Below are 26,009 nucleotides of genomic sequence, written 5' to 3'. Positions count from 1 at the left end.
CACAGAATTGGCGCCAATGATCTGGCAATTTTGAGGCATGATGCGGGCCTCTTAACAATTCAGGTTGAACATTTGGCAACGGGGCTTGTCCTATCGACATCCTGCGGCCAATCCCAAGAACCGCTCCCCTGAACTAACCGGTTAAATAAATATGCGCCCAATGAAACAGGCAATTTATTCCAGCCGTACGGCTGACAAGTTCGTCGTACGTCTGCCAGACGGAATGCGGGAACGCATTGCCGAGGTGGCTCGTAATCATCATCGCAGCATGAACTCTGAAATCATTGCGCGCCTGGAGCAAAGCCTGATTCAGGAAGGTGCACTGGGTGAAGAGTTGAGCATGCGCCTGGACAGCCCAGAGCTGTCTTTGCATGAACGCGAGTTGCTTCAACGCTTCCGACAACTTTCCCACCGCCAGCAGAACGCCCTCGTTTCGCTGATTGCTCATGACGTAGAGATGGCCGCAGAGCCGAGCTGATCACACACAAAACACTCAAGCCAGCTTCGTGCTGGCTTTTTTATGCCTGGCGTTTGGCCCTCCTGCTCCATTTTTCTCGTGCCCACAAGAAAGCCCGCCAACCTGTGGGAGCGAGCTTGCTCGCGATAGCGGTGGTTCAGTCACATGGATGTTGGGCTTGCCGGCCCCATCGCGAGCAGGCTCGCTCCCACAGGGGTTCCGTGTTGGATATAAATTTTGTGTTCGATGGAAATTGAATGTGGGAGCGAGCCTGCTCGCGATGGCGGTAGCTCAGTCAAATGGATGCCAGGTTTTCCGGCCTCATCGCGAGCAGGCTCGCTCCCACAGGAGATCGCGGCCTTTAATAAGAAACAGGTCGGCTACCAGGCCGCCTCGGAGAACCCTAAGCAGCCGTTACCGCAGAAACGGATATGCGCACCACCCGCTTGGAAAAAGGCGATTAGACTTTTCAAAAAAAAACGGCGCTTTTCATTTCTGAAACAAGCGCCGTTTTTCCCAAGTGAACAGTATTACGCCAACAGGCGGCTTTCCCGATAAATGATCAAAGCAGAAAGATAGTCGCCAAACCCAGGAAAATGAAGAACCCGCCACTGTCGGTCACCGCGGTAATCATGACGCTGGCACCCATGGCAGGATCACGCCCCATACGGGCCAACGTCATGGGGATCAATACCCCCATCAATGCCGCCAGCAGCAGGTTGAGTGTCATCGCGGCCGTCATGACCACCCCCAGCGACCAGCTGCCATAAAGCAGATAAGCCACCACACCGATCACGCCACCCCAGATCACGCCGTTGATCAAGGAGACAGCCAGCTCCTTGCGCATCAACCGCGAGGTATTGCCGGTGCTGACCTGGTCCAGCGCCATGGCACGGACAATCATGGTGATGGTCTGGTTACCGGAGTTGCCACCGATGCCAGCGACGATGGGCATCAGCGCCGCAAGCGCCACCAGCTTCTCGATGGAGCCTTCGAACAGGCCGATGACCCGGGAAGCCACGAACGCCGTGATCAGGTTGATCGCCAGCCAGGCCCAGCGGTTACGCAGGGACTTCCAGACCGAGGCGAAGATGTCTTCCTCTTCGCGCAGACCGGCCATGTTGAGGACTTCGCTTTCGCTTTCCTCACGAATCAAGTCGACCATTTCATCGATGGTCAAACGGCCGATCAGCTTGCCGTTCTTGTCGACCACCGGTGCGGAAATCAAGTCATAACGTTCGAATGCCTGGGCCGCATCGTAGGCGTCTTCGTCCGGGTGAAAGCTCACCGGGTCGCTGGCCATGACCTCGGCGACCTGCTTTTCCGGGTCGTTGACGAGCAGGCGCTTGATGGGCAGCACGCCCTTGAGCACGCCGTCGTAGTCGACCACGAATAGCTTGTCGGTATGGCCGGGCAGCTCCTTGAGACGGCGCAGGTAACGCAAGACCACTTCAAGGCTGACGTCCTCGCGGATCGTCACCATCTCGAAGTCCATCAACGCACCGACCTGCTCCTCGTCATAGGACAGCGCCGAGCGCACACGCTCACGCTGCTGGCCGTCGAGGGCTTCCATCAGTTCGTGGACAACATCCCGTGGCAGTTCGGGCGCCAGGTCGGCGAGTTCGTCGGCGTCCATCTCCTTGGCCGCCGCCAGCAACTCGTGATCGTCCATGTCGGCGATCAGGGTTTCCCGAACCGAGTCCGACACTTCGAGCAGGATGTCACCGTCGCGGTCAGCCTTGACCAACTGCCAGACCGTCAGGCGCTCTTCCAGTGGCAGGGCTTCAAGAATGTAGGCGACGTCGGCGGAGTGCAGGTCATCGAGCTTGCGTTGCAGCTCGACGAGGTTCTGCCGGTGGACCAGGTTCTCGACCCGGTCATGATTCGGGCCTTCCTGGCGATGCGTCAGGTCTTCGACGACCCGCTGGCGCTGCAGCAGTTCAACGACTTGAGCGAGGCGATCCTGAAGGCTTTCCTGCGTTTTTTTGACTTCTACTTGGGTCATAGGCGAACTCCACTCCCAGCAGTGGAGCACGCCGGAAGGATCAATCAGTTAATTCATGATTGGCAAAACTAGATATTGAGTAACTACTGGGTAAGTCCATGGAGATATTCCAAAGCCCCGGCGGGGCTGACGGGCGCAATCATACACCGCTTGACGCTTTAAAACGCTAAAAAATCATGGCAAGAACAAGCGCTTGCGAGACAAACCTGAACACAGGCTGAACCATCCCCTTACGACGACTTATCCAGAAAAGAAAACACACGCGCCGATAGGAATGCAGCGACTACCCTTTTCTCCTGCACCGTCAAGGAGGACGATCGGATGCCTGTCAGTCACTACCTGTTCCTGCTCGCCGCCCTGCCCTGCCTGCCGTTGTGGGCAGCCGGGCAGGCAGTGCACCGCTGTGAAAGTCTTGCGGGGCACGTGACGTTCACCACCTTGAGCTGCGGCCCGGGAGAAGCCCTGTCGCTGCAGCAGATCCACCCGTACAGCCCTGGCACGAGTGAGCCGACGACCGAAGCGATGCTGCCCGAAGCGGAGCGCCGACAAACATCCGGCAACACAACCGCCCGCAAGGAACCGACCGTGGTTGGCCAGTTCCAGGACCGCTGCGGGAATTTCATCGATGCCAGGCAACGGCGCGATGCCATCCTGGAACGACGCATCGTCGTCGGCATGAGCCAACAAGACGTAGAGAGCGCCTTGGGCAAGCCAGATTCGATCAAAGTCAGGAATTCGAGCACACGCTATATCTACAAGGCGAAGAAAGGTCGCAGCGCCGAGGTTGTGTTCGATGAGAAGGGGTGCGTGAAAGGCAAATCGTAGACAGCAAAAAGCCCGCGTTAAACGCGGGCTTTTTGGTGTTTGGTGCACTCGACAGGATTCGAACCTGTGACCGCTCGGTTCGTAGCCGAGTACTCTATCCAGCTGAGCTACGAGTGCAAGTTGTGGTTTTATACCAGATCACAACTGGTTGAAGCCAAGTTATTTGCATTGCTGCAAACGACTCTTAAATGGTGCACTCGACAGGATTCGAACCTGTGACCGCTCGGTTCGTAGCCGAGTACTCTATCCAGCTGAGCTACGAGTGCATTTGTTGCCGCGCATTATAGGTCGTCAATTCCTTTTGTAAAGCGCTTTTTTCAGTAATTTCAACCACTTACCGATAAAGCCAGGTTCTGACGCACTAAACGAATAATGGCGGAGAACGGGGGATTCGAACCCCCGACACCCTTTTGAGGTGTACTCCCTTAGCAGGGGAGCGCCTTCGGCCACTCGGCCAGCTCTCCGCAACACGGGGCGTATATTAACCACCTTCATCCCCGTTTGCAAACATAAAAATCGATAAAAATTAATGGCTTGGTTCGTCGTCCTTCTCTTTCTTGATACGCAGGTAGATTTCCTCCCGGTGTACAGCGACCTCTTTCGGGGCATTGACGCCGATACGCACTTGGTTTCCTTTGACGCCGAGCACGGTCACGGTGATTTCGCCATCGCCAATAATCAGGCTTTCTGCACACCGACGGGTCAGAATCAGCATACCTTTCTCCTCACGCAATTCACTTAAGGGACAACAGTCTGCAAAAAAAAGGCATTGGACCTACAACCGAAACGGTCGAAGCCTACAGGCCTAGTATTGACCAGCGCGGGCAAAAGAACAGTTTTGAGACGCGCCATTCAGAAAAACAAAGGGCGCGGTCCAGCCGCGCCCTCAAGACAACGCTTTATTCGCCCTGTTGGACAGCAGCGTCGAGTTCGAAAGCCGTGTGCAGGGCGCGCACGGCCAGTTCCAGGTACTTCTCTTCGATGACCACGGAAACCTTGATTTCCGAGGTAGAGATCATCTGGATGTTGATGCTTTCCTTGGCCAGGGATTCGAACATGCGGCTGGCCACGCCCGCGTGGGAACGCATGCCGACACCAACGATCGAGACCTTGGCGATCTTGGTATCGCCCACCACTTCCCGGGCACCGATCTCGCCAGCGGTCTTTTTCAGGATCGCTTCGGCAGACTGGTAGTCGTTGCGGTGCACGGTGAAGGTGAAGTCTGTGGTGTTATCGTGCGAAACGTTCTGCACGATCATGTCGACTTCGATGTTCGCGGCGCTGATCGGGCCGAGAATCTTGAACGCCACGCCGGGGGTGTCTGGCACGCCACGGATGGTCAGCTTGGCTTCATCGCGGTTGAAAGCGATGCCGGAAATGATCGGCTGTTCCATGGATTCCTCTTCATCGATAGTAATGAGGGTGCCCGGACCCTCTTTGAAGCTGTGCAGAACGCGCAGCGGAACGTTGTACTTGCCGGCGAATTCAACCGCCCGGATCTGCAACACCTTCGAGCCGAGACTGGCCATTTCCAGCATTTCTTCGAATGTGATCTTGTCCAGGCGCTGGGCCACAGGCACGACCCGTGGGTCGGTGGTGTAGACACCGTCCACATCGGTGTAGATCTGGCATTCGTCAGCCTTGAGAGCCGCTGCCAGCGCCACGCCGGTGGTGTCGGAACCGCCACGGCCGAGGGTGGTGATGTTGCCCTGCTCGTCCACGCCCTGGAAACCAGCGACGACCACGACACGGCCAGCCTTCAGGTCACCGCGAATCTTCTGGTCGTCGATCTGCAGGATACGCGCTTTGTTGTGCGCGCTGTCCGTCAGGATGCGCACCTGGTTGCCGGTGTAGGACACCGCCGGCACACCACGCTTGATCAGCGCCATGGCCAGCAAGGCGATGGTCACCTGCTCGCCAGTGGAAACGATCACGTCCAGCTCGCGGGGAACCGGTTGCTGGTCGCCGCTGATTTGCTTGGCCAGATCGATCAGACGGTTGGTCTCGCCGCTCATGGCCGACAGCACAACCACCAGGTCATCGCCCGCTTCACGGAATTTCTTAACCTTGTCGGCGACTTGTTCGATTCTCTCGACAGTGCCGACCGAGGTGCCTCCAAATTTCTGTACGATCAAAGCCATTTCAAAGCCGCCTCTGCCCATGAAGGGCGCCCAATAATTCAATCAGCAGCGCGCGGGCTCGTCACTAGACCACGAGCCCGCGACGCCGCCTTAAATACCCTGCTCTACAAATGCAACGGTCTGGGCCAGTGCTGCGTCCAGTGCGCCGACGTCGGTACCACCGCCTTGCGCCATGTCCGGACGACCACCGCCCTTGCCGCCCACTGCCGCGGCGGCCTGCTTCATCAAATCACCGGCTTTGAGTTGGCCAGTCAGGTCTTTGGTCACGCCTGCGACGAGAACGACCTTTTCCTCATGGACACTGCCGAGCAGGATCACTGCGCGGCCGAGTTTGTTTTTCAGTTGATCGACCAGCGCCAACAGCGCCTTGCCATCCTGGCCGTCCAGACGCACGGCCAGCACCTTCACGCCCTTGACGTCCACGGCCTGGGCCGACAGATCGTCGCCCGCGGCGCTGGCGGCCTTGGCCTGCAACTGCTCGAGTTGCTTTTCCAGCAGGCGGTTGCGTTCCAGCACAGCCGACAGCTTGTCGATCAGGTTGTCGCGGCTGCCCTTGATCAGGGTGGCCGCTTCCTTGAGTTGTTCTTCGGCCGCGTTGAGGTACGCCAGGGCCGCAGCGCCGGTAACCGCTTCGATCCGGCGCACGCCGGAGGCCACGCCGCCTTCGCTGATGATTTTCATCAGGCCGATGTCGCCGGTCCGGTTGGCGTGAATGCCACCGCACAGCTCAACGGAGAAGTCGCCCATGCTCAGCACACGCACGCTGTCGCCGTATTTCTCGCCGAACAACGCCATCGCGCCCTTGCGCTTGGCGGTTTCGATGTCGGTTTCTTCGGTTTCCACCGGGGAATTCTTGCGAATCTCGGCGTTGACGATCTCTTCCAGCGCCTTGATCTGCTCAGGTTTGATGGCTTCAAAATGGCTGAAGTCAAAGCGCAGGCGCTGACTGTCCACCAACGAGCCCTTCTGCTGGACATGCTCGCCCAGCACCTGGCGCAACGCTGCGTGCAGCAAGTGCGTGGCGGAGTGGTTCAGCGATGTCGCGTGACGAACCTCGGCATCGACATGGGCCGCCACGGGAGCGGCGATCATCAAGCTGCCCGACGCCAGCACGCCGTGGTGCAAGAAGGCGCCGCCGGTCTTGGTGGTGTCACGCACGTCGAAACGCGAGCTGCCCGCTTGCAGGTAACCGCTGTCGCCGATCTGGCCGCCGGATTCGGCGTAGAACGGCGTCTTGTCCAACACGATCACGCCTTCCTGGCCTTCGCTCAGGATGTCCACCGACTGCCCATCCTTATAGATGGCAACGATCTTGGCCGAACCGGTGGTGCCGGCATAACCGGTGAACTCGGTGGCCACGTCAACCTTGACCAGGCTGTTGTAGTCCATGCCGAAGGAGCTGGCGGAACGCGCGCGCACCCGCTGGGCTTCCATCTCGCGCTCGAAACCATCCTCGTCGAGGGTCAGGTTGCGTTCGCGGGCGATGTCGCCAGTCAGGTCCATCGGGAAACCGTAGGTGTCGTACAGCTTGAACACCACGTCGCCCGGGACCACGTTGCCCTTGAGTTCGGCCAGGTCCTGCTCGAGGATCTTCAGGCCTTGCTCCAGGGTCTTGGCGAATTGTTCTTCTTCCGCCTTGAGCACGCGCTCGATGTGCGCCTGCTGGGACTTGAGTTCCGGGAAGGCTTCGCCCATCTCGGCCACCAACGCTCCGACGATCTGATAGAAGAAGCTGCCCTTGGCGCCCAGCTTGTTGCCGTGACGGCAGGCGCGACGGATGATCCGGCGCAGCACATAACCGCGGCCTTCGTTGGAAGGCAGTACACCGTCGGCAATCAGGAAACCGCAGGAACGGATGTGGTCAGCGACGACTTTCAGCGAAGCCTGGTTGTCGTTGGTGCAACCGATGGCCTTGGCCGACGCGCTCAGCAGGCTCTGGAACAGGTCGATCTCGTAGTTGGAATGAACGTGCTGCAGCACCGCACTGATCCGCTCCAGGCCCATGCCGGTGTCCACCGACGGCGCTGGCAGCGGATGCAACACGCCATCGGCGGTGCGGTTGAACTGCATGAACACGTTGTTCCAGATCTCGATGTAGCGGTCGCCGTCTTCTTCCGGCGAGCCGGGTGGGCCGCCCCAGATGTCGGCGCCGTGATCGTAGAAAATCTCGGTGCAAGGACCGCATGGGCCGGTGTCGCCCATGGTCCAGAAGTTATCGGAGGCGTAAGGCGCGCCTTTGTTGTCGCCGATGCGCACCATGCGCTCTGCAGGGACACCGACCTCTTTGGTCCAGATGTCATAGGCTTCGTCGTCAGTGGCGTAGACCGTTACCCAGAGCTTCTCCTTGGGCAGGTTCAGCCACTTGTCGGAGGTCAGGAAGGTCCAGGCGAAGGTGATGGCGTCGCGCTTGAAATAATCACCGAAGCTGAAGTTACCCAGCATTTCGAAGAAGGTGTGGTGACGTGCGGTATAGCCGACGTTTTCCAGGTCGTTGTGCTTGCCGCCGGCACGCACGCACTTCTGGCTGCTCACTGCACGGGTGTAGGCACGTTTTTCCTGGCCCAGGAAGCAATCCTTGAACTGGTTCATCCCCGCGTTGGTGAACAGCAGGGTCGGGTCGTTGCCCGGAATCAAAGAGCTGGAGGCTACTCGAGTGTGGCCTTGCTCTTCGAAGAAGCGAAGGAAGGCTTCACGGATTTCTGCGCTTTTCATTAGGTTCTTCCACGGAGGCTGCGGCCAAAGGCCTGTGCAAAACGTCAACAGACGAAGCAACGGCAAAGGGCCGCATTATATCGGCCCCGCGCGTGGGGTACAGCGTGTTTATGCAATAGAAACTGTCAATTGCCCCGATTGGCGGGTCATTGATGGGAAAATTCGACGAAAGTGGCGACCACCTGGTCGATTTGCGCCGCGCTCACGTCCATGTGCGTCACCATTCGCAAGCGTGGCGCCGCGCTGAGCTTGACGCCCCGCTCATCCGCAAACGCCTTGATCGCCTCGGCCCGCTCGCCCATCTGCACGTAGACCATGTTGGTCTGCACCGGCTCGACCTCGTAGCCCGCCGCGCGCAAGCCCTCGGCAAGCCGCTGGGCATTGGCGTGATCATCGGCCAGGCGCTGGACGTTATGGTCCAGGGCATACAGCCCCGCCGCCGCGAGAATCCCGGCCTGGCGCATGCCGCCACCGACCATCTTGCGCAGCCGGCGCGCCTTGCCGATCAGCTCGACGCTGCCGCACAGGACCGAGCCCACCGGCGCGCCAAGGCCCTTGGACAGGCACACCGACACCGAATCGAAATGTTGCGTGATCTGCCGGGCATCGACATTCAACTTGACCGCGGCGTTGTACAACCGCGCCCCGTCCAGGTGCAGCGCCAGGCCATGTTCCTGGGTGAAACGCCGGGCCCGAGCCAGGTATTCCAGCGGCAGCACCTTGCCCTGCATGGTGTTTTCCAAGGCCAGCAGGCGGGTGCGGGCAAAGTGGAAGTCATCGGGCTTGATCGCCGCGGCGACGTGCGCCAGGTCCAGGGAACCGTCCGCCTGTACTTCGAGAGGCTGAGGCTGGATCGAACCGAGCACCGCCGCACCGCCACCTTCGTACTTGTAGGTGTGGGCCTGCTGGCCGACGATGTATTCATCGCCACGCTCGCAGTGGGCCATCAACCCCAACAGGTTGCTCATGGTGCCGGTGGGCACGAACAGCGCCGCGGCGAAACCCAGGCGTTCGGCCAGTTCGGCTTCGAGGCGATTGACGGTCGGGTCTTCGCCATACACATCGTCGCCGGTCGGCGCACTGGCCATGGCATCGAGCATGCCGGCGGAAGGTTGGGTGACCGTGTCGCTGCGAAGATCGATAACACTCATGAATCTGGCCTCGGGTGCTGTTTGGGGAATTCCCTTTCGAAGGACAATTACTGCGGGCATGGGCAAGAATAATCAAGCCCGGTCGAAGTAATTTCCGTGGCGAGGGAGCTTGCTCCCGCTGGACTGCGAAGCAGGCCCATCTTTTGCGGCTGCTTCGCAGCCGAGCGGGAGCAAGCTCCCTCGCCACAATGTGTGCTCAAGGCTTCCAAGTCATGCACTGCACCGGAATATGTGTTAAAAATCGTCCGCCGTCACACAACGTGGCGGCAAAACGTTCTCAGGGCGGGGTGCAACTCCCCACCGGCGGTAATTGCACGCAACGTGCATAGCCCGCGAGCGCTTGGCGGTACATCACTGTTGGGGTGTAGCGACAAGGTCAGCAGACCCGGTGTGATTCCGGGGCCGACGGTCATAGTCCGGATGAAGAGAGAACGGGATCGACACCCAAGGGCCGACTGCGACTCCGTGCGCGGCGTACCCTCGAATCCCCTTCGATTCATGACGCCCTGTTTTTCACACAAACAGGAACCAGAACATGCAACCCACTGCAATCGACAGCAAAAGCAAAAGTCATCCGGGCGAGCGCGTCGCGTTCATCCAGGCCTGCTGGCACAAGGAAATCGTCGACCAGAGCCGGAAAGGCTTCGTCGCCGAAATGATCCTCCAGGGTTACCAGGAAAGTGATATCGACTTCTTCGAAGTCGGCGGCGCCTTCGAAATTCCGCTGCACGCCAAGCTGCTGGCCAAGTCAGGCCGCTACGCCGGCATCGTCGCCGCCGGCCTGGTGGTGGACGGTGGTATCTACCGCCACGAGTTCGTCGCCCAATCGGTCATCAGTGGCCTGATGCAGGTGCAACTGGAAACCGAAGTGCCGGTGTTCTCGGTCGTGCTCACGCCGCATCACTTCCATGCCGGGGACGAACACCAGAAGTTCTTCTTCGAGCATTTCGTGCACAAGGGCCAGGAAGCGGCGAAGACCTGCGCCGATACCTTGCACAAGACCCGGGCGTTGCGTCGCAGTGAACAGCGAGCGGTAGCGGTGTAAAAGCGGCTAAAAAACCTGTGGGAGCGGGCTTGCTCGCGAATGCGGTGTGTCAGTTAACAAATATATTGCCTGACACACCGCATTCGCGAGCAAGCCCGCTCCCACACTGGAATGAGGTGGGTTTTAGACCAGGCTTTTGTCCGTCGTCGGCACGATCAGAATGCCAGCCCGCAAGCCATTCTTGACCTTGGGGTTCGGGAAGATGATCCGCGCGCCCTCCTCTTCGATCACCCAGCGGGTCTGGGCGATGTCTTCGGCCAGCACATAGCCTTTTTCAAGTTCGGAGAAGTTCTCGACATCCGCCGGCAGGTTAAGGCGGAAACTGTCGCTGTGCTTGATGATTTCCCGGGCCACGCTGAACAGCTGGAGGCCATCGAGGCCCTCGTCCAACTCCGGCTCGTTGCCTTCGATGATCTGGTGCAGGCCAGTTTCCAGCAGGCTGACGTTGACCCCGTCGTTCTGCCCGAATGGCCGGGCCTTACCCAGCTCCAAGGTGAAGGATTCGGCACCGAGCTGATCGTAGGTATAGGCACTGAACACGATGGACGGCTTGTTCTGCAGCAGCACCGCTTCCATGCCCGCGGCACGCAGGCGCGCCAGTTCCCGGCGTGAATGCTGGCGACCTTCTTTCCATGGATAGAGGGCGAACTGCTCGATTTTCGAGCCACGAATCGCAGTGTGCAGGTCGTAATGCAGGCGACTGCGCTCCGGCCGGCTGAAGAAACTGGCGGCCAGCCGCTCCAGCTCACAGGCCCGCAGCGCTTCAGGACCACCGCTCAATTCATGGCGACCATTGAACAGCCGGTTGACGTCCTGTTCGACGAAACGCTCACCGCGCCGGATGGCCTCGGGGTTGCCGAACAGGAACAGAATGCGTGCCCGGGGTTTCAGGTCACCACGGGCAATATCATGCAGCAGGCGGTCGAGCAATTCGATCGGCGCGGTTTCGTTGCCGTGGATGCCGGCCGACAGCAGCAGGTCCAGGCCGTTGTCCCAGGCTTCGGGCGGCTTGACCTCCAGCGCGCCCTCGCTCAACCAGCGCATCCGTACGCCTTCGACAGTCAGTTGAGTCTTCTCCGCCGGTTCACGGCCGGCGAGGGTCAGTTCAAGCAGTTTGCCGAGGGCGAGCATAGCGCGGTTTCCTTAATGGTCGTGGCCGCAATCCGGGCCATGGACATGGTCATCGTCGCCGACGTCCGCCGGTTCCATTTCCAGTTGCAGGCTGACCAGGTTGGTCGCCAATGGACGCAACAACAGGTTGGCGTATTCCTCGTCCCCTTCCTCGACGTCAACGCCGATCAGCAGCTGACCGCGGCCATCCTGCTGGATCCACAATTCCTTGCCTTGCCACATCACCGCGACGCGGGTGCAGGAGGTTTCCAGTTGGGTGCCGTCGGTGTCTTCTAGGATCAACTGCAGGGTATCGCTCATGTCTTTACATTCTCGTCTGGGGATAAGGCAACGCGCCCTGCTTTGACTGTAGTCAGGTCGCGCGCGCTTTCAATTGATCTGGAAAGGATAAACCGCGCCAAGTTTAAGGATTTGTGTCAGTTCATCCAGTGCCCCGCGGCATTCGAGCAGCAACTGCGGGTCTGCCAGGTCATTCTCGGTCATGCGGTCGCGGTAGTGACGCTCGACCCATTGGGTCAACGACTCGTACAGCGGCGCGGTCATGATAACCCCTGGGTTGACGGCCGCCAGTTCGGTTTCGTTCAGCGCTACGCGCAACCTCAGGCAAGCGGGGCCGCCGCCGTTCTGCATGCTTTGCTTGAGATCGAAGACCTTCACTTCGCGAATCACCCCGCCAGCCCCCGTCAGGCCTTGCAAGTATTGCCAGACGCGTTCATTGCCACGGCATTCTTCCGGCACGATCAATAGCATCGAGCCGTCGGGGCGCGACAGCAACTGGCTATTGAACAGGTAGGAACGAACCGCATCATCGACGGTGACCGCCGAACGCGGTACGCACACCGATTGAAATTTCCCACCGACCTTGGCGAGTTTGCTGCTCAATTCGGCCAGCATCTTGTCGGTCTCGAGAAACGCGTCCTCGTGATAGAACAGCACTTCGCCATTGCCCACGGCGATCACGTCGTTGTGGAACACACCCTGGTCGATCACCGATGGGTTCTGTTGCGCGTAGACCACGCCCTCCTCCCGCAGACCGTGCAGGCGCGCAACCGCCTGGGAGGCTTCGAGGGTCTGGCGTGCCGGGTACTTCTGCGGTGCGGGGTAACGGGTGTCGAAGGCACTGCGACCGAAGACGAAGAATTCGACGCCGGCCTCGCCGTAGGCGCGGCAGAAACGGGTGTGGTTGGCCGCGCCTTCATCACCGAACTGCGCCACCGCCGGCAACGCGGCGTGATGGGCGAAGTGTTGCTGGTCGGCGAACATCGCCCCCAGCACACGGCTGGTGGTCGGGTGCTCGATGCTGCGGTGGTATTTGCAGTTCAGGTTGGCGGCGGTGAAGTGCACGCGGCCATCAGCGGTGTCGGCGCTCGGGCTGACCGTGGCGGCGTTGGCCACCCACATGCTTGAGGCCGAGCAGCTGGCGACCAACAGTGGCATCGCTTCTTTCGCGGCCTGCTGGATGACTTGGGCATCGCTGCCGGCAAAGCCCAGCCGGCGCAGGGCCGCCACGTCCGGGCGTTCCTGCGGTGCAAGCACGCCTTGCTGGAAACCCATGTCCATCAGCGCTTTCATTTTCGCCAGGCCTTGCAACGCCGCTTCCTTGGGGTTGGAGGACTGCTGGCTGTTGCTCTGGGAGGCGACGTTGCCGTACGAGAGCCCGCCGTAGTTATGGGTCGGCCCCACTAGACCGTCAAAGTTGACTTCATAGGATTTCATCAGCGAGGCTCCACGAGAATCTGTTTTTTTATAGGCATCAGTAAAGACCGCGGCGCGGCCTTCGCGAGCAGGCTCGCTCCCACAAGGACTGTGTAAATCCCTGTGGGAGCGAGCCTGCTCGCGAAAAGGGCTACACCATTCGCACGCCAGGCGTCAGGCTCGCCGGCATGACCAGGCTCGGTGTCTCCAGGGAAGCCACCGGGTACGCGCAATAGTCCGCCGCGTAATAAGCGCTGGCGCGATGGTTGCCCGAGGCACCGACGCCGCCGAACGGCGCGCTGCTGGCGGCGCCGGTCAGCTGTTTGTTCCAGTTGACGATACCGGCGCGGCTTTGCAGCCAGAACTGTTGGTAACGGTCCTGGGAATCGGACAGCAAGCCGGCGGCCAGGCCATATTGCGTGTTGTTGGCTTCGGTAATCGCTGCGGGGAAATCCTTGTAGCGGATCACTTGCAGCAACGGCCCGAACAACTCTTCGTCGGGACGCTCGGCCACGGCCGTCACGTCCAGGATACCCGGCGTCAGCAAGGCCGCCTGGGCCTGCGGCTGAGTCATGGCCAACAGCGGCACGGCGCCTTTGCCCAGCAAATGGTTTTGCGCATCCATCAGCGCCTTGGCCGCGCCCAGGGAAATCACCGAGCCCATGAACGGTGCCGGTTGCTGGTCGAAGGCACCCACTTCAAGGGTCGAACTGACCGCCACCAGGCGCGCCAGCAAGGCATCGCCCCAGGCGCCTTCCGGTACCAGCAGGCGGCGCGCACACGTGCAGCGCTGCCCGGCGGAAATGAAGGCGGATTGGATGATGGTGTAGACCGCCGCATCGACGTCCGCCACCTCATCCACCACCAGTGGGTTGTTACCGCCCATTTCCAGCGCGAGGATCTTGTCCGGGCGCCCGGAAAACTGTTGGTGCAGCAAGTTCCCGGTGCGGCTGGAGCCGGTGAAGAACAGCCCGTCGATGCCCGGGTTCGCCGCCAGGGCGATACCGGTTTCCCGGGCGCCTTGCAGCAGGTTCAGCACGCCCGCCGGCAAACCCGCCTCGACCCAGCACTTGACCGTCAGCTCGGCGACTTTCGGCGTCAGCTCGCTCGGCTTGAACAACACGCAGTTGCCGGCCAGCAGCGCTGGCACGATGTGGCCATTGGGCAAATGGCCAGGGAAGTTGTAAGGGCCGAACACCGCCACCACACCGTGGGGTTTGTGGCGCAGCACGGCGGTGGCGTCGCCCAGGGGGCCGCTCTTCTCGCCGGTCCGCTCGCGGTAGCTCTGCACCGAAATCGCGACTTTGTTGACCATGCTGGTCACCTCGGTCGCCGCTTCCCACAACGGCTTGCCGGTTTCTTCACCGATGCAGTGGGCCAGTTCGTCAGCATGGCTTTTCAGGGACGCGGCAAAGGCCTCCAGCACCTGGATGCGTTCATCCAGCGAGCGGCGGGCCCAGTCCGGGAACGCCTGGCGCGCGGCCTGCACCGCCGATTCCACCTGCGCCGCAGTGGCGCCGTTGCCCGACCACAACACCTGCTGGGTCACTGGGTTCAACGACTCGAAGAGGTCGCCCTGGCCTTCCAGCCAGCTACCTGCGATGTACAACGACTTCATCATTTCGACTCCCGGGCAGCAGACAACGCGACGGCACGCACCTGGTCGCCAGCGTTGAGTTGAAGACGTTTGGCGGTCAGCGGATCGACCACCAGTGTGCCTGCGGCAAAGCGCGCCGGTGCCGCGGTGATGCGGCAGTCTTCGCGCTTGCGGTTATGGATGAGGAACGGCGTGGCGTCATCCCCCGGCGTGCCGATGGCCAGCACCAGCGCCTGGCTGTCGCGAATCGCGCGGATCTTGCCGGTTTCGCATTCCACCGCCGGGCCGGCGTCGAAGATGTCGACGTAACCCTGGTAGCTGAAACCTTCGCTCTTGAGCATCGACAAGGCCGGTTCGGTGTCCGGATGAACCTGGCCAATCACGGCCCGGGCATCTTCGGACAGGAAGCAGGTGTACAGCGGGAACTTGGGCATCAGCTCGGCGATGAACGCCTTGTTGCCAACGCCGGTCAGGTAATCGGCCTGGCTGAATTCCATCTTGAAGAAATGCCGGCCCAGGCTTTCCCAGAACGGCGAACGCCCGTTGTCGTCGGACATGCCGCGCATCTCGGCGATGATCTTGTTGCCGAACAACTGCGGGAACTCGGCGATGAACAACAGCCGCGCCTTGGCCAGCATCCGGCCGTTGAGGCCATTGCGGAAGTCGGCGTGGAGGAACAGCGAGCACAGCTCGGAATTGCCGGTCAGGTCGTTGGCCAGGAACAACGTCGGGATTTCCCGATAGATGTTCAGCTCCTGGGACGCACTGACCGTCAAGCCAACCCGGAAGTTGTACCAGGGCTCACGCAATCCCACCGCGCCGGCGATGGCGGAAATGCCCACCACGCGACCGTCATCGTCTTCGAGCACGAACAGGTAGTCCGCGTCACCACGCCCGGCTTCGCCGCGAAAGGTCTTCTCGGCCCAGCCGACCCGATGGGCCAGGCGCTCTTCGTTGGCCGGCAAGGTAGTCAGGCCGGTGCCCGTGCTGCGGGCCAGGGCGATCAGAGCGGGTAAATCGCTGCTGCGTACGGGACGAACGATCATGCTATCTCCTCAGACGGGCCGCTCACGCCACCCGCGAAACTCAGCTGTAAAGCGTTATACCGCTACCAAACGTACGCTGGCGCCTTCGCCAACGCCCAAGGCTTCGGCCGCTTCCATGTCCAGCGTTACAGGCTTGCCTGGCGCGTAGTCGAGCTCGAGCAGCACGGCGCGGTAATCCTGCAATTGGGCATTGGCCACCAGGTATTGGCGGCCGGCACCCTTGACCGGTTCGCCGATCTTGACCGGCACCACGCGGCTCTGGGCAATCGAACGGATGCCCGAGACGCGGGCATGCAGGGTCGGGCCACCGTCGAAGATGTCGATGTAGTGATCGGTCTCGAAACCCTCGCGCATCAGGATGTCGAAGGTGATCTGCGCCCGCGGATGAACCTGGCCCATGGCTTCCTGGGCAGCGTCCGGCAACAGCGGCACGTAGATCGGGTAATGGGGCATCAGCTCGGCGAGAAAGGTACGGCTTTTCAGCCCGCACAAGCGCTCGGCGGCGGCGTAGTTGAGGTCGAAAAAGTTGCGGCCGATGGCGTCCCAGAACGGCGAGTCGCCATTCTCATCGCTGTAGCCGACGATCTCGGTCACCACCGAATCGGCGAACCGCTCCGGATGGCTGGCGACGAACAACAGCCGCCCGCGGGAATTGAGTTCCGACCACGGCGAACCCACCAATTCCGGCACCACGTAGAAACTGGTCAACAGGCTGTTGCCGGTCAGGTCGTGGCATTGGGAGAGTACGTGGATCTTGTTGTGGATCTTCAGCTCACGGGACGCGTGAACGAAGGTCTCGTTGCGAAAGCTGTAGAACGGTTCGGAATAACCGGCCGAAGCGACAATGGCCGAACAGCCGGCCAGCTTGCCGGTCGCGGTGTCTTCGAGGACGAAGAAATAGCTCTCTTCGCCGTTGAAGCTGACTTCGGCGGCAAACGAGGCTTCGCTGGCGGCGATCTTGTCGCTCAGGCGTTCAACGTCATCCGGCAAGGAGGTGACACCGATCGGACTGTCCGCAGCCAGACGCTGTACCTCGCCCAGATCAGCCATTTGCGCGGGGCGCATCACCAGCATGGTGTCACTCCTTAACTTGAAATAAACGGTTCGACCAAAGGGTCGATACACAGAAAAAAATACTCAGTGTGGGAGCGGGCTTGCTCGCGAAGGCGGTTTGTCAGTCAACATTTGCGTTGAATGTGATGGCCTCTTCGCGAGCAAGCCCGCTCCCACACCAGAGCCGGTTCAGCCTGATGGATCAGGCTTGGGTTAACTTCGCCGCAGCCCGCTCGAAGCGATCCAGGCCGGCGTCGATGTCGGCGTCTTCCACCACCAGGCTCGGCGCGAAGCGAATCACGTCCGGGCCGGCTTGCAGGATCATCAGGCCTTCCTGTTCGGCGGCGTTGAAGATGTCCTTGGCCTTGCCTTTCCAGGCGTCGTTCAGCACGCAACCGATCAGCAGGCCCAGGCCACGCACCTGGGTGAACAGACCGTATTTCTCGCCGATCTGCTCCAGGCGCGCCTTGAATTTGTTGTGCTTGGTCTTGACGCCACCGAGCACTTCAGGGGTATTGATCACGTCGATCACCGCCTCGGCCACCGCACACGCCAGCGGGTTGCCGCCGTAGGTGGTGCCGTGGGTGCCGACGACCAGGTGCTTGGCCAGCGCTTCGGTGGTGAGCATCGCCGCGATCGGGAAACCACCGCCCAGGCTCTTGGCGCTGGTGAGGATGTCCGGGACCACGCCGTAATGCATGTAGGCGAACAGATGGCCGCTGCGGCCCATGCCGGTTTGCACTTCGTCAAAGACCAGCAGCGCATCGTGGGCATCGCACAGGTCGCGGGCGCCTTGCAGGTAGGCCTGCTCGGCCGGCAGCACACCGCCCTCGCCCTGGATCGGTTCCAGCACAACGGCGCAGGTCTTGTCGGAAATGGCGGCTTTCAAAGCAGCCAGGTCGTTATAAGGAACGTGGGTAATGCCGGTAATTTTAGGCCCGAAACCGTCGGAGTACTTCGATTGCCCGCCGACGTTGACGGTAAACAAGGTACGACCATGGAAGCTATTGAGCGCGGCGATGATTTCGTATTTTTCGCTGCCGAAACGATCGAACGCAACGCGACGGGCCAGCTTGAAGGCGGCCTCGTTGGCTTCGGCGCCGGAGTTGCAGAAGAACGCGCGCTCGGCGAAGGTCGCGTTGACCAGTTTGTGAGCCAGGCGCAGGGCCGGTTCGTTGGTGAAGACGTTGGAGACGTGCCACAGCTTGTTGGCCTGCTCGGTCAGTGCACCGACCAGCGCCGGGTGGGCATGGCCCAGTACGTTGACTGCGATACCGCCAGCAAAGTCGATCAGCTCGCGACCGGATTGGTCCCATACGCGGGAACCGGCACCACGCACAGGAATGAAGGCAGCAGGTGCATAGTTGGGAACCATAACCTGGTCGAAATCGGCGCGTTGTACCGCGGCTTGCTCAACGGACATCGGAGTCTCCTGATGAGGAACACCCGCCTGGAACTGGCGAGCTTGGTAAGGATTGTAAGGACAGTTTTCAGCCCGGCCTTGCCGCCAAGCGACAACTTCTTATAGCGCCAACCCACGTTTTGCGCGGGTTTACGGCAATGCGACAAATAGCGTCGCAAAGGCGCAGTTTAAACGTTGCCGGTGTATTTGAGGGGCCTGCATTCACATTTGCGCTGCCAGACACAAAACACCTGTGGGAGCGAGCCTGCTCGCGATGGCGGAGTGTCAGCCACCTTCAGCATTGGCTGACACTGCGCCATCGCGAGCAGGCTCGCTCCCACAATTTTATGTATTGACCGCCCTATCCGCAGTCTTGCCGCTCAGCCGCGTTCGGACGGCACCGAGGACAACTCGAACGGACTGCTGCTGCGTCGCTGGTTGCGGTCTTCCCGCGGCGTGGCGCCGAAGAAGTTGCGGTAGGCGCTGGAGAAGTGGGGCCCCGAGGAGAAACCGCAGGACAAGCCGATCTGGATGATGGACTTGCTGGTCTGCATCAGCATCTGCCGGGCCTTGTTCAGACGCAGCTCCAGGTAATACTGGCTGGGCACGCGGTTGAGGTATTGCTTGAAGATCCGCTCCAGTTGCCGACGGGATACGCACACATGCTGGGCGATTTCGTCGGTGGTCAGCGGCTCCTCGATGTTGGCCTCCATCAGCAGCACCGCCTGGGTGAGCTTTGGATGGCTGGAGCCGAGGCGGTTCTGCAACGGGATGCGCTGGCGCTCGCCCCCCTCGCGAATGCGCTCGACCACCAGTTCTTCCGACACCGCGCCGGCCAGTTCCGCGCCGTGATCCCGAGCCAGCACTGCCAGCAACAGGTCCAGCACCGACATCCCGCCACAAGCGCTCAGGCGGTCGCGATCCCAATCGAACAGATGGCTGGTGGCGATGACCTTGGGGAAGCGCTCGGAGAAATCGTCCTGCCAGCGCCAATGCACGGCGGCACGGTAACCGTCGAGCAACCCCAATTGCGCCAGGGGATAGACACCCGCCGACAAACCGCCGATCACACAACCGGCACGCACCAGTTGCTTGAGGGCGCTGCTCAGGGGCGAGGCCAGCGTGGTCGGCGGCTCATCAGCCAGCAGGAACAGTTTCTGGAAACCCTCGAGCTTGCCGGCCCAGGGTTCGCCCGGCAATTGCCAGGCGCCGTCGGCCGGTGGCTCGGCCTGCAAGAACGACAACTCGTAGACCACATCCGGATGCACCCGCTGGGCGACTCGCAAGGCGTCCTCGGCCAGCGCCAGCGTCAAGGCTTTAGTGCTGGGCCAAATCAGGAAACCTATTCGATGGGCAGTCATGGCGGGCGATCCGAAGCGAAAACAGTGTTAAAGCCAAAAGCGGCTGCAACCAAATTAGACCATCTGGCGCGCGGTGCGCAGCATGACCCAAATCAGGTGCGTAACGGGAGCGATTACTTGAGGCTGCCCGACAGAAATTGTTGCAGGCGCTCGGATTGCGGATTCACCAACACTTCGCGCGGGTTGCCACTTTCTTCGACGATGCCTTTGTGCAGGAACACCAGTTGGTTCGACACTTCACGGGCAAAACCCATTTCGTGGGTCACCACCACCATGGTCCGGCCTTCCAGGGCCAAGGCCTGCATCACCTTGAGCACGTCGCCCACCAGTTCCGGGTCCAGCGCCGAGGTCGGCTCGTCGAACAGCATCACCTCAGGCTCCATCGCCAGCGCACGGGCAATCGCCACGCGCTGCTGCTCGCCGCCGGACATGTGACCCGGGTAGGCATCCTTGCGATGAGCCACGCCAACCTTGTTCAGATAGTGCTCGGCCTTCTCCCGTGCTTCGGCCTTGGCCACGCCCAGTACATGCACCGGCGCTTCCATGATGTTTTCCAGCGCGGTCATGTGGGACCACAGGTTGAAATGCTGGAACACCATCGACAGCCGCGAACGCATGCGCTGCAGTTGCTTGGGGTCCGAAGCCTTCATGGCGCCGTCCTTGCCCGCCACCAGCTTCAACTCTTCGTTGTTGAGCAGGATCTTGCCGGCGTGGGGTTGCTCAAGCAGGTTGATGCAACGCAGGAAAGTACTCTTGCCGGAGCCACTGGAGCCGATGATGCTGATCACATCGCCAGCGGCGGCTTTCAGGGACACGCCCTTGAGCACTTCGTGACTGCCATAGCGTTTATGCAGGTCTTGGACTTCAAGCTTGTACATGCGGTCGGTTCTCACAAAACGTCAGTCGTTGAGCAGTCGATCGGATCGATGCGTTATCAGTGCTTGCGCGGGGCCAGGTAACCCAGCCAGCGGCGCTCGGCCAGTTTGAACAGGCGCACCAGGATGAAGGTCAGGCACAGGTAGAACACACCGGCGGTGATGTAGGCCTCGAACGGCAAGTAATACTGCGCGTTCACCGTGCGCGCGGCCCCGGTGATGTCGATCAGGGTCACGATGGAGGCCAGGCTGGTGGTCTGCAACATCATGATCACTTCGTTGCTGTATTGCGGCAGCGCCCGGCGCAGGGCCGACGGCAGCAGGATCCGGCGATACAGCTTGTAGCGCGACATACCCATGGCCTTGGCCGCTTCGATCTCACCGTTGGGCGTGGCCCGCAGGCTGCCGGCGATGATTTCGGCGGTGTAGGCACTGGTGTTGATGGCGAATGCCAGGCACGCACAGAACGTTGCGCTGGACAGCCATGGCCAGAGAAAGCTCTCGCGCACGACCGCGAACTGCGCCAACCCGTAGTAGATCAGGAACAGCTGCACCAGCATCGGCGTGCCGCGGATCACGTAGGTGTAGAGCCAGGCCGTCATGTTGACGACCGGCTGCTTGGACACCCGCATCAACCCCAGGGGCAGCGCCGCCAGCAGGCCGAAGAACAGCGACAGGGCCAACAGCTTCAGTGTGGTCAGCAAGCCACTGAAATACAGCGGCAAAGCTTCGTAGATGACGTTGTAGTCGAAGATCATAGATCAGCCGCCCTTACGCCTACCGAGTAGCGCTTCTCAAGGTGACGCAACGCCAGCAACGAGACACTGGTGATCACCAGGTACATCGCCGCCACTGCGAGGAAGAAGGTGAAAGGCTCGCGAGTGGCATCCGCCGCCTGCTTGGCCTTGAACATCATGTCTTGCAGGCCCACCACGGAAATCAGCGCGGTGGCCTTGGTCAACACCAACCAGTTGTTGGTGAAACCCGGAATCGCCAGGCGAATCATCTGCGGCACCAGCACCCGGAAGAACACCTGGAAGCCGTTCATGCCGTACGCCATGCCCGCCTCGGCCTGCCCCTTGGGGATCGCCATGAAGGCACCGCGAAAGGTTTCCGACAGGTACGCACCGAAGATGAAGCCCAAGGTGCCGATACCGGCCGCCAGCGGGTTCAGGTCGATGTAGTCGTCATAGCCAAGCATCGGCGCGACGCGGTTGAGCAGGTCCTGGCCGCCGTAGAAAATCAGCAGGATCAGCACCAGGTCGGGAATGCCGCGGATGACCGTGGAATACAGGTCGCCCAGCCACGCCAGCCAGCGCACCGGCGAAAGGCGCAACGCGACACCAATCAACCCCAGGACGATGGCCAGGGCCATGGACGACAAGGCGAGCTGAAGCGTCAACCATGCGCCATCGAGGATGACAGCCCCGTAGCCTTTCAACATGATTCAGGTCCTCGAAAGTGGGATGAAAAAATGGCGCAAACCGCAGAGATCCTGTTGCTTGCGCCATTTCGCACGAGTGGCGGGACGTCGTTACTTGCCGTAGATATCGAAAGCGAAGTATTTGTCCTGGATTTGCTTGTACTTGCCGTTCTCGCGAATGGCCGCGATCGCGCCGTTGATCTTGTCTTTCAACGCATCACCCTTGCGAACTGCGATACCCACGCCGTCGCCGAAGTACTTGACGTCGGTAAAGGCCGGGCCGACGAACGCGAAGCCCTTGCCGGCATCGGTCTTGAGGAAACCGTCTTCCAACAGCGTAGCGTCTGCCACGGTACCGTCGAGGCGGCCGGCGGACACGTCCAGGTAGATCTCGTTCTGCGAACCGTACGGCTTGATCTCGGCACCCAGCGGGGCCAGGACTTCACGGGCGAAACGCTCGTGGATCGAACCGCGCTGCACGCCGATGTTCTTGCCCTTGAGCTCGGCCAGGCCGTCGCTGACCTGGGTGCCGACCTTCATCACCAGGCGGGCCGGGGTGTTGTAGTACTTGTTGGTGAAATCAACCGACTTCTTGCGATCTTCAGTGATCGACATGGACGACAGGATCGCGTCGATCTTGCGCACCTTCAGCGCCGGGATCAGGCCGTCGAACTCTTGCTCGACCCACACGCACTTGACCTTCATCTCTTCGCACAGCGCATTGCCGATGTCGTAGTCGAAACCGACGATGCTGCCATCCGGGGCTTTCGAGGCGAACGGAGGGTAAGCCGCTTCGATACCAATCTTCAGGGGCTTCTCATCAGCGAAGGTCGGCAGGGACAGCACGGACAGTGCCAGGGCGCCAAGCAGCACAAGTTTCTTCATCTTGGGACTCCATCGGTAAAGGGCAAAAACGGCAGAGTGAGCAACAGCCCAATATGCGAATGGGTGAAACGAACTTTGGTGCTGCGTCCTAGGAAGCTCACGATTTATCCAACGCGAGCCACGACGAGCGAGTGATCGGCATTCTAACGACAGGCCCGAAGCCGATATTTCTTCAATGCGACAACAAATTACAGAAGCACCGAGAAAGCTGTTCGAGCACATTGACAGCCTCGCAAATTCATGCAAGAGCAAAAGAAGGGAAACCGATCTATGCTGCAAATAGCGGGCCCATTATTCGCAAACCCTTCTAATCCGGCAAGCACAGCGTGTCGGCTTATTTTCAGGTATGCCTGGAACCGCCCTATGACGGGGCTTCGCGTTTCACATCGCCCCGTTATGGCGCCTTTGGTTACACATTTCGAAACGTCGGTAACGTTCAGACACCTCCTACTTTAAACGCCGATATTTATTCACCCACCAGACCCGTGGCGAGGGAGCTTGCTCCCGCTGGGCTGCGCAGCAGCCCCAAAAGCCAGGCACCGCGTTTGTTCAGGCATACCGCATTGACCGGTTTACGACTGCTGCGCAGCCGAGCGGGAGCAAGCTCCCTCGCCACAAAGGCACTTCCACTCCCGGCTCACATAGCGCGCACCAGCGCCCATAAAAAAGCCCCGCCCGGCAAATACCGGGCGGGGCTCTTAGGTGCTACACGCTACCGTCAGGCCACGTTCATGGTCTTGTGCGTCTCGATCAGGTGCGCCACCACACCCGGGTCGGCCAGGGTGGAGATATCACCCAACCCGTCGTATTCCGCCGTGGCGATCTTGCGCAGGATGCGGCGCATGATCTTGCCGGAGCGGGTCTTCGGCAGCCCCGGTGCCCACTGGATCACGTCTGGCGAAGCAATCGGACCGATCTCCTTGCGCACCCAGTTCTTCAGTTCCAGGCGCAGGGCCTCGCTGGTTTCTTCGCCGGCATTGAGGGTGACGTAGACATAAATGCCCTGGCCCTTGATGTCGTGCGGCACACCCACCACCGCCGCTTCGGCGACTTTCGGGTGGGCGACCATGGCGCTTTCGATCTCGGCGGTGCCCATGCGGTGGCCGGAGACGTTGAGCACGTCATCCACCCGGCCGGTGATCCAGTAGTAGCCGTCCTCGTCGCGACGGGCGCCGTCACCGGTGAAGTACATGCCACTGAAGGTCTTGAAGTAGGTGTCGACAAAACGGTCATGGTCGCCGTACAGCGTACGCGCCTGGCCTGGCCACGAATCGAGGATCACCAGGTTGCCTTCAGCGGCGCCCTCGACCAGGTTGCCGAGGTTGTCCACCAGTGCCGGCACTACGCCGAAGAACGGACGCGTGGCCGAACCTGGCTTCAACGCCGTGGCGCCTGGCAGCGGGCTGATCAGCACGCCACCGGTTTCGGTCTGCCACCAGGTGTCGACGATCGGGCAACGCTCCTTGCCGACATTCTTGTAGTACCAGTCCCAGGCTTCCGGGTTGATCGGCTCGCCCACCGAGCCCAACAGGCGCAGGCTGCTGCCATCGGCGCCTTCGACCGCGGCGGTGCCCGAGGCCATCATCGCGCGAATCGCGGTCGGCGCGGTGTAGAGGATGCTGACCTTATGCTTGTCGACGACCTTGGCCACGCGGGTGATGTCCGGGTAGTTCGGCACGCCTTCGAACAGCAGCGTGGTCGCGCCATTGGCCAGCGGGCCGTAGACGATATAGCTGTGGCCGGTCACCCAACCCACGTCGGCAGTGCACCAGTAGACCTCGCCTGGCTTGTAGTCGAACACGCGCTCATGGGTCAGCGCCGCGTACAGCAAGTAGCCAGCCGTGGTGTGCTGCACGCCCTTCGGTTTGCCGGTGGAGCCGGAGGTGTAGAGGATGAACAGCGCTTCCTCGGCACCCATCTCTTTCGGCGCGCAAACGGTACCGGCTACCTTCATCAGGTCTTCGTACCAGATGTCGCGGTGCTGGTTCCACTTGATGTTGCCCGCCGTGCGCTTGCAGACGATGACCTTCTGGATGCTGCTGGTTTCCGGGTTGGTCAGCGCGTCATCGACGTTGGCCTTGAGCGGGATCTTCTTGCCGGCGCGAATGCCTTCGTCGGCGGTGATCACCACTTTGGATTTGCAGTCGATGATCCGACCCGCCAGGGCTTCAGGGGAGAACCCGCCGAACACCACCGAGTGAATCGCACCGATCCGGGTACAGGCCAGCATCGCGACCACGGCTTCAGGGATCATCGGCATGTAGATGGTCACCACGTCGCCGCGGTGCACGTCCTGGCCGCGCAGGGCGTTGGCGAACTTGCAGACTTCTTCGTGCAGCTCGCGATAGGTGATGTTGCGGCTCTCGGACGGGTCATCGCCCTCCCAGATAATCGCAATTTGATCGCCGCGCTCGGCCAGGTGACGGTCGAGGCAGTTGTAGGAAACGTTCAAGGTGCCGTCGGCAAACCACTTGATGTCGACATGGTGATCGTCGAAAGAAGTCTGCTTCACCGTGGTGAAAGGCTTGATCCAATCGAGGCGCTTGGCCTGCTCGCGCCAGAAGCCATCGGGGTTGACGACCGACTGCTGGTACATGGCCTTGTAGGTCGCCTCGTCAGTCAGCGTATTGGCCGCTACCTCGGGACGAACGGGATACACAGAAGCCGCACTCATCTTTCTTACCTCGGTGAATAGTTGTTTTTGTATGATCCCGTTGTAGCCCGGGGCGGGCCTATAGAACCATTCGACGATGGTAGTAACAAGTCCCTACAAAATGTCGGTACTAGTGGGAGCCGAGCTTGCTCGCGATGACGGTGGGTCAGCCAATATCAATCTTTGATGTAACGCCGCCTTCGCGAGCAAGCCCGCTCCCACAGTTGAATTTCAGTGAACACCTATTTTGTGTCCAACACTGACCCTCTGTGGGAGCGGGCTTGCTCGCGAAGACGGTGGTAAATCCAACACAGATGCCACAGACACCCCACCACCTCTAGCGATTATTACCAGATCAACCAACAGTGTTTATCAAAACCGAGTCTGTTTACCCCCACCCTCACCTTCTAAAATCCACCTCGCCAACCGGCAAACACGATTAGCGCAACACAGCCCCCACGAAGGCCGTTAATCCAACTTCCAACACTTGCTCCACACGCAACCCCAAAAAGGTTGCGTGACCCCACTCGACCTCAAAAAAGGTGAAATACA

General features: G+C 60.5%; 21 protein-coding genes, 3 tRNA genes and 1 riboswitch. Of the genes, 3 read left to right on the top strand and 21 right to left on the bottom strand.

Going from position 1 to position 26,009, the window contains the following annotated elements:
* The first annotated feature begins 151 nt into the window (after nucleotides 1-151).
* The gene (locus HU715_RS19640; RefSeq protein WP_186707061.1) at nucleotides 152-478 is read left to right on the top strand and encodes an Arc family DNA-binding protein; all 327 of its coding nucleotides are present in this window, start codon (nucleotides 152-154) and stop codon (nucleotides 476-478) included.
* A gap of 541 nt (nucleotides 479-1,019) precedes the next feature.
* Here HU715_RS19640 and mgtE read toward each other — a convergent pair.
* The gene (gene mgtE / locus HU715_RS19635) at nucleotides 1,020-2,462 is read right to left on the bottom strand and encodes a magnesium transporter (protein ID WP_060741018.1); all 1,443 of its coding nucleotides are present in this window, start codon (nucleotides 2,460-2,462) and stop codon (nucleotides 1,020-1,022) included.
* Between the two features lie 321 nt (nucleotides 2,463-2,783).
* On the opposite strand from mgtE, the gene bamE reads away from it, so the two are divergent.
* A complete protein-coding gene (bamE, locus tag HU715_RS19630; RefSeq protein WP_186707062.1) occupies nucleotides 2,784-3,287 on the top strand; it encodes an outer membrane protein assembly factor BamE domain-containing protein in 504 nt (167 codons plus the stop codon).
* A gap of 40 nt (nucleotides 3,288-3,327) precedes the next feature.
* On the opposite strand, the gene HU715_RS19625 is transcribed toward bamE, so the two are convergent.
* The 7 genes from HU715_RS19625 to ltaE all read right to left on the bottom strand — a co-directional run bounded on the left by HU715_RS19625 (nucleotide 3,328) and on the right by ltaE (nucleotide 9,291).
* Nucleotides 3,328-3,404: transfer RNA gene (locus tag HU715_RS19625), tRNA-Arg, on the bottom strand.
* Between the two features lie 72 nt (nucleotides 3,405-3,476).
* Nucleotides 3,477-3,553, bottom strand: a tRNA-Arg gene (locus HU715_RS19620).
* Between the two features lie 107 nt (nucleotides 3,554-3,660).
* Nucleotides 3,661-3,751: transfer RNA gene (locus HU715_RS19615), tRNA-Ser, on the bottom strand.
* Nucleotides 3,752-3,813: 62 nt separating this feature from the next.
* Entirely contained in the window at nucleotides 3,814-4,002 is a 189-nt protein-coding gene (csrA, locus tag HU715_RS19610) for a carbon storage regulator CsrA (RefSeq protein WP_003178872.1), read from the bottom strand.
* A gap of 184 nt (nucleotides 4,003-4,186) precedes the next feature.
* Entirely contained in the window at nucleotides 4,187-5,428 is a 1,242-nt protein-coding gene (locus HU715_RS19605) for an aspartate kinase (protein WP_053124398.1), read from the bottom strand.
* A gap of 90 nt (nucleotides 5,429-5,518) precedes the next feature.
* Nucleotides 5,519-8,140, bottom strand: coding sequence for an alanine--tRNA ligase (gene alaS / locus HU715_RS19600; protein ID WP_186707063.1), 2,622 nt, complete (start codon nucleotides 8,138-8,140; stop codon nucleotides 5,519-5,521).
* Nucleotides 8,141-8,286: 146 nt separating this feature from the next.
* Nucleotides 8,287-9,291 carry a low-specificity L-threonine aldolase gene (gene ltaE, locus HU715_RS19595; RefSeq protein WP_186707064.1) on the bottom strand — a complete coding sequence of 335 codons (1,005 nt, stop codon included), beginning with the start codon at nucleotides 9,289-9,291 and terminating at the stop codon, nucleotides 8,287-8,289.
* Nucleotides 9,292-9,560: 269 nt separating this feature from the next.
* A riboswitch (FMN riboswitch) is annotated at nucleotides 9,561-9,728 on the top strand.
* A gap of 98 nt (nucleotides 9,729-9,826) precedes the next feature.
* Here ltaE and HU715_RS19590 point away from each other — a divergent pair.
* Nucleotides 9,827-10,336, top strand: a complete 510-nt coding sequence (locus tag HU715_RS19590) for a 6,7-dimethyl-8-ribityllumazine synthase (RefSeq protein ID WP_186707065.1) — start codon at nucleotides 9,827-9,829, stop codon at nucleotides 10,334-10,336.
* 123 nt (nucleotides 10,337-10,459) lie between these two features.
* Here the strand turns inward: HU715_RS19590 and astE are convergent, their stop codons facing one another.
* The 13 genes from astE to acs form a co-directional block, all read right to left on the bottom strand.
* Nucleotides 10,460-11,467, bottom strand: a complete 1,008-nt coding sequence (astE, locus tag HU715_RS19585; RefSeq protein ID WP_186707066.1) for a succinylglutamate desuccinylase — start codon at nucleotides 11,465-11,467, stop codon at nucleotides 10,460-10,462.
* Nucleotides 11,468-11,479: 12 nt separating this feature from the next.
* Nucleotides 11,480-11,767 (bottom strand): hypothetical protein, encoded by a 288-nt coding sequence (locus HU715_RS19580; protein WP_003178862.1) that lies wholly within the window; start codon nucleotides 11,765-11,767, stop codon nucleotides 11,480-11,482.
* 69 nt (nucleotides 11,768-11,836) lie between these two features.
* Nucleotides 11,837-13,183: an N-succinylarginine dihydrolase gene (gene astB, locus HU715_RS19575; RefSeq protein ID WP_186707067.1), complete on the bottom strand. Its 1,347-nt coding sequence runs from the start codon at nucleotides 13,181-13,183 to the stop codon at nucleotides 11,837-11,839.
* A gap of 130 nt (nucleotides 13,184-13,313) precedes the next feature.
* Nucleotides 13,314-14,783, bottom strand: a complete 1,470-nt coding sequence (gene astD, locus HU715_RS19570) for a succinylglutamate-semialdehyde dehydrogenase (RefSeq protein ID WP_186707068.1) — start codon at nucleotides 14,781-14,783, stop codon at nucleotides 13,314-13,316.
* The gene (astA, locus tag HU715_RS19565) at nucleotides 14,780-15,805 is read right to left on the bottom strand and encodes an arginine N-succinyltransferase (protein ID WP_186707069.1); all 1,026 of its coding nucleotides are present in this window, start codon (nucleotides 15,803-15,805) and stop codon (nucleotides 14,780-14,782) included. The genes astD and astA overlap by 4 nt, the downstream gene beginning before the upstream one ends.
* Before the next feature lie 54 nt (nucleotides 15,806-15,859).
* Complete coding sequence (aruF, locus tag HU715_RS19560) at nucleotides 15,860-16,879, bottom strand: arginine/ornithine succinyltransferase subunit alpha (protein ID WP_003178851.1); 1,020 nt, start codon at nucleotides 16,877-16,879, stop codon at nucleotides 15,860-15,862.
* Nucleotides 16,880-17,060: 181 nt separating this feature from the next.
* Nucleotides 17,061-18,281: an aspartate aminotransferase family protein gene (locus HU715_RS19555; RefSeq protein WP_186707070.1), complete on the bottom strand. Its 1,221-nt coding sequence runs from the start codon at nucleotides 18,279-18,281 to the stop codon at nucleotides 17,061-17,063.
* A gap of 359 nt (nucleotides 18,282-18,640) precedes the next feature.
* A complete protein-coding gene (locus HU715_RS19550; RefSeq protein ID WP_053186591.1) occupies nucleotides 18,641-19,621 on the bottom strand; it encodes a GlxA family transcriptional regulator in 981 nt (326 codons plus the stop codon).
* A 113-nt stretch (nucleotides 19,622-19,734) separates the two neighbouring features.
* On the bottom strand, nucleotides 19,735-20,499 hold the full coding sequence (locus HU715_RS19545; RefSeq protein ID WP_186710561.1) for an ABC transporter ATP-binding protein: 765 nt from the start codon (nucleotides 20,497-20,499) through the stop codon (nucleotides 19,735-19,737).
* 56 nt (nucleotides 20,500-20,555) lie between these two features.
* Entirely contained in the window at nucleotides 20,556-21,254 is a 699-nt protein-coding gene (locus tag HU715_RS19540) for an ABC transporter permease (protein WP_053124415.1), read from the bottom strand.
* Nucleotides 21,251-21,940 carry an ABC transporter permease gene (locus tag HU715_RS19535; RefSeq protein ID WP_003178836.1) on the bottom strand — a complete coding sequence of 230 codons (690 nt, stop codon included), beginning with the start codon at nucleotides 21,938-21,940 and terminating at the stop codon, nucleotides 21,251-21,253. Before HU715_RS19535 ends, HU715_RS19540 begins: the two co-directional genes overlap by 4 nt.
* Before the next feature lie 90 nt (nucleotides 21,941-22,030).
* Nucleotides 22,031-22,804 carry an ABC transporter substrate-binding protein gene (locus tag HU715_RS19530; protein ID WP_186710563.1) on the bottom strand — a complete coding sequence of 258 codons (774 nt, stop codon included), beginning with the start codon at nucleotides 22,802-22,804 and terminating at the stop codon, nucleotides 22,031-22,033.
* A gap of 718 nt (nucleotides 22,805-23,522) precedes the next feature.
* Nucleotides 23,523-25,478 (bottom strand): acetate--CoA ligase, encoded by a 1,956-nt coding sequence (gene acs, locus HU715_RS19525; RefSeq protein ID WP_186710565.1) that lies wholly within the window; start codon nucleotides 25,476-25,478, stop codon nucleotides 23,523-23,525.
* Nucleotides 25,479-26,009 lie beyond the last annotated feature (531 nt).

The sequence above is a fragment of the Pseudomonas zanjanensis genome (assembly GCF_014268745.2).
In the GTDB taxonomy this organism is placed as follows: Bacteria; Pseudomonadota; Gammaproteobacteria; order Pseudomonadales; family Pseudomonadaceae; genus Aquipseudomonas; species Aquipseudomonas zanjanensis.
The sequence above is the reverse complement of the archived record's forward strand: the minus strand, read 5'-3'. Positions and strand labels throughout refer to the sequence as shown.

Excerpts from the sequence above, each read along its gene's own strand:
- HU715_RS19640 (WP_186707061.1), top strand. The coding sequence starts at position 152 with ATGCGCCCAATGAAACAGGCAATTTATTCCAGCCGTACGGCTGACAAG.
- mgtE (WP_060741018.1), bottom strand. The coding sequence starts at position 2,462 with ATGACCCAAGTAGAAGTCAAAAAAACGCAGGAAAGCCTTCAGGATCGC.
- bamE (WP_186707062.1), top strand. The coding sequence starts at position 2,784 with ATGCCTGTCAGTCACTACCTGTTCCTGCTCGCCGCCCTGCCCTGCCTG.
- csrA (WP_003178872.1), bottom strand. The coding sequence starts at position 4,002 with ATGCTGATTCTGACCCGTCGGTGTGCAGAAAGCCTGATTATTGGCGAT.
- HU715_RS19605 (WP_053124398.1), bottom strand. The coding sequence starts at position 5,428 with ATGGCTTTGATCGTACAGAAATTTGGAGGCACCTCGGTCGGCACTGTC.
- alaS (WP_186707063.1), bottom strand. The coding sequence starts at position 8,140 with ATGAAAAGCGCAGAAATCCGTGAAGCCTTCCTTCGCTTCTTCGAAGAG.
- ltaE (WP_186707064.1), bottom strand. The coding sequence starts at position 9,291 with ATGAGTGTTATCGATCTTCGCAGCGACACGGTCACCCAACCTTCCGCC.
- HU715_RS19590 (WP_186707065.1), top strand. The coding sequence starts at position 9,827 with ATGCAACCCACTGCAATCGACAGCAAAAGCAAAAGTCATCCGGGCGAG.
- astE (WP_186707066.1), bottom strand. The coding sequence starts at position 11,467 with ATGCTCGCCCTCGGCAAACTGCTTGAACTGACCCTCGCCGGCCGTGAA.
- HU715_RS19580 (WP_003178862.1), bottom strand. The coding sequence starts at position 11,767 with ATGAGCGATACCCTGCAGTTGATCCTAGAAGACACCGACGGCACCCAA.
- astB (WP_186707067.1), bottom strand. The coding sequence starts at position 13,183 with ATGAAATCCTATGAAGTCAACTTTGACGGTCTAGTGGGGCCGACCCAT.
- astD (WP_186707068.1), bottom strand. The coding sequence starts at position 14,783 with ATGATGAAGTCGTTGTACATCGCAGGTAGCTGGCTGGAAGGCCAGGGC.
- astA (WP_186707069.1), bottom strand. The coding sequence starts at position 15,805 with ATGATCGTTCGTCCCGTACGCAGCAGCGATTTACCCGCTCTGATCGCC.
- aruF (WP_003178851.1), bottom strand. The coding sequence starts at position 16,879 with ATGCTGGTGATGCGCCCCGCGCAAATGGCTGATCTGGGCGAGGTACAG.
- HU715_RS19555 (WP_186707070.1), bottom strand. The coding sequence starts at position 18,281 with ATGTCCGTTGAGCAAGCCGCGGTACAACGCGCCGATTTCGACCAGGTT.
- HU715_RS19550 (WP_053186591.1), bottom strand. The coding sequence starts at position 19,621 with ATGACTGCCCATCGAATAGGTTTCCTGATTTGGCCCAGCACTAAAGCC.
- HU715_RS19545 (WP_186710561.1), bottom strand. The coding sequence starts at position 20,499 with ATGTACAAGCTTGAAGTCCAAGACCTGCATAAACGCTATGGCAGTCAC.
- HU715_RS19540 (WP_053124415.1), bottom strand. The coding sequence starts at position 21,254 with ATGATCTTCGACTACAACGTCATCTACGAAGCTTTGCCGCTGTATTTC.
- HU715_RS19535 (WP_003178836.1), bottom strand. The coding sequence starts at position 21,940 with ATGTTGAAAGGCTACGGGGCTGTCATCCTCGATGGCGCATGGTTGACG.
- HU715_RS19530 (WP_186710563.1), bottom strand. The coding sequence starts at position 22,804 with ATGAAGAAACTTGTGCTGCTTGGCGCCCTGGCACTGTCCGTGCTGTCC.
- acs (WP_186710565.1), bottom strand. The coding sequence starts at position 25,478 with ATGAGTGCGGCTTCTGTGTATCCCGTTCGTCCCGAGGTAGCGGCCAAT.